Origin of the sequence: Vibrio sp. V10_P2A27P122, assembly GCF_963874335.1 — a bacterium.
GTDB classification, from domain to species: domain Bacteria; phylum Pseudomonadota; class Gammaproteobacteria; order Enterobacterales; family Vibrionaceae; genus Vibrio; species Vibrio anguillarum.
On the sequence record NZ_CAWNHY010000211.1, the window covers coordinates 1 to 2,346 of the forward strand.

At 44.0% G+C, this 2,346-nt stretch carries 1 protein-coding gene; it reads right to left on the bottom strand.

Annotated elements, in window-relative coordinates; genetic code table 11:
• Positions 1 to 2,346: DUF6701 domain-containing protein (locus AACQ17_RS08955; RefSeq protein WP_339366208.1), on the bottom strand; the 2,346-nt coding region annotated here is incomplete at both ends.

Here is a 2,346-nt window from a genome sequence, read left to right on the forward strand (position 1 = left end):
ACTTCAGTCACACTCTGTTGAACGGTTGTAACCTCTCCCAGCTCATGATCGTAATTCAGTGTACCAATAGAACCAGCAGAACCACCAGCTGGCTCTCTCAGTACATGATCCAGAGTTATTGATTGCTGTTGGTAATTAGTTAAACCCAAATTATTGGTAAAATCATTATCTTCATTGGGCTCAGCCGCCACCGCTTTGATATTAAGATTAAATCCTTCCCCAGCCCTTGCAAAAACCAAACAGCTTAAGTCAGCAGCAGGGCACTTTCCATCTGGATGAGCTAAGTTATAAGAGTGATTGGTGCTAAGCACCAACGCACGAGGAACTCGTATAAAAGTCGTTTGACCTGTTAGTTGCAAATCCTGCTCATCACCACTCCCCGTTAAACGAGCATTCAAAGCAAGGCTACCAGCCTCACGATAGGATACGTTAATGCTCGCCTCACCATTTTGGTTGAAATTGAGCACCACTGGCGTTGCAGTATTGGATGACTGCCCTACCGCCACACTATTCACACCAACCGATAAAGCGCTAAAACCTTGCCCCCCATTAGGGCTCAAGTAATCACTCCAAAAGGAAACGGGTTTTTGTACATTTTGAAAACTAGGCAAACACAGTTGTGAAGCGTTATCTTTTCGTACCGCTTTAATGGTCCCAGTTACCGATTGATTGGCATAGGAATTAGGTATATCCAAAATGAAGCCACTGTCAACGAAATTAAGCGTACAATTTTGGGCAGAATACCCCCCACTACCATATCGACAAAGATTGGTCGAAAAAGGTTTAGCACTAGGTACTGAGCTCTGAACCCCCACAGTTACATTCCCTGCACTATTTTTACGAAGCTTCAGATTAGCAATACCATTCGTCATATTAACTTGGGAGCCACCTTGCCATCCACCGCCAGCAGAAGGCAATGAATTTGGTAGTAAAGTCGCGGTGATCGGCTGTTGGTAAAGCTCACTACAACTGCTATTTGCACAAGCTTGTATTTGTACATCAGCGGCGTTGCAAGTTAGCCCATCTGACGATGGTAAAGTAAAACGAAAATGATCAACCTGCTCCCCCACGTCACGAGACTTCAAGGCACAAACCTTAAAGTTTTCAATCTCATGGTTATTAACAGAAGCCCCTGTTGAGCCTGCAAGAGAAAGTAAAAACTCTTCAGGTGTCGCACCTTGATTAGGATTCGATAGCACATTAAACCAATCGATAACTGTCTGCATATTGCCATTCACCAGACGATCCACACGAACATAAACCGCGTTATTATTTCGTGAATCGATGGTGATGAAATAGCGATGCCCGGGACCTGGCCCTGGAAAAGAACAGTTACCGCCCCACCATTGACAAGTACGACGTACATCCAGCTTGGGGTTCAAATTAGCGGCAGTTCCCACTAGATAGCGATAACTTGCGGCTTCAGAGCCTCGAATGGCAACGGCTTGGCGACGAAAACCAGGCCCTCCGACTCTTCCCTCTGTTGGGTTGGAATAATTTCCCCATTCATCCAAACCAACCCCAAGCCAACCTCCAGCAAAACCCGGCTTAATTGGATTGGAACTTGTGGTGGGTGCATACCCTAAAGAGCCGCCAAAACCACCCGTTCTAGGGATAATCTCGGCATCCGAAAAAATAATCGACACCCCATCAGCACCATCACCGGTTAAATTCGCCCACGCATAGTAATCAAACTCAACAGTAACTAAGTTGCCAGCCGCTGGGAAAATTCGTTGATAAGTCACTGCGGTTGCTTGGTTATTCTGATCCTCAGTTAAGCGTAAGCGATTACTAATCAAACTCGGCGTAAAGCTACCAGTACTAGTATAAGGGATCCAATTCTGACCAAGCGAGGAGCGGTTAAAATCATCCTCAAAACAAGCATAGCCTTGCTGCTCATTTTGATTGATCTGAGTATTCCCCTCCATCATTAATCGGCGGCTTGTCGTACGGCCATTGATTGTGGCAGAGTTATTCAGAGCTAGAGTGTTACCTATGTAAACATAACCATTAACTTGTGTATTACCATTCAGAGAAAGATTATTAAATCCAACGATCGTTAAATTCCCCGCACCAGAAATATTGATATCTGAACTATTCCAGCTAGAACTATTTTTTATAAATAGCCGAACATCGCCTTCTACTTCAACAATTGCATTGGAGTTTAACTGTAATGTTTCAATCCAATAGTCACCCGACGACAACACAAGAGTTGCGCTTGAGCCCATATCTAAAGACTTTATTTTATATTCAGACAACCCTGAAAATTGAAGCGTGCAGCTATCGTATAGTTGTAGTTTTCCTATATTTGATTGGTTCAATACAATGCTTTGTCCACTATAACAC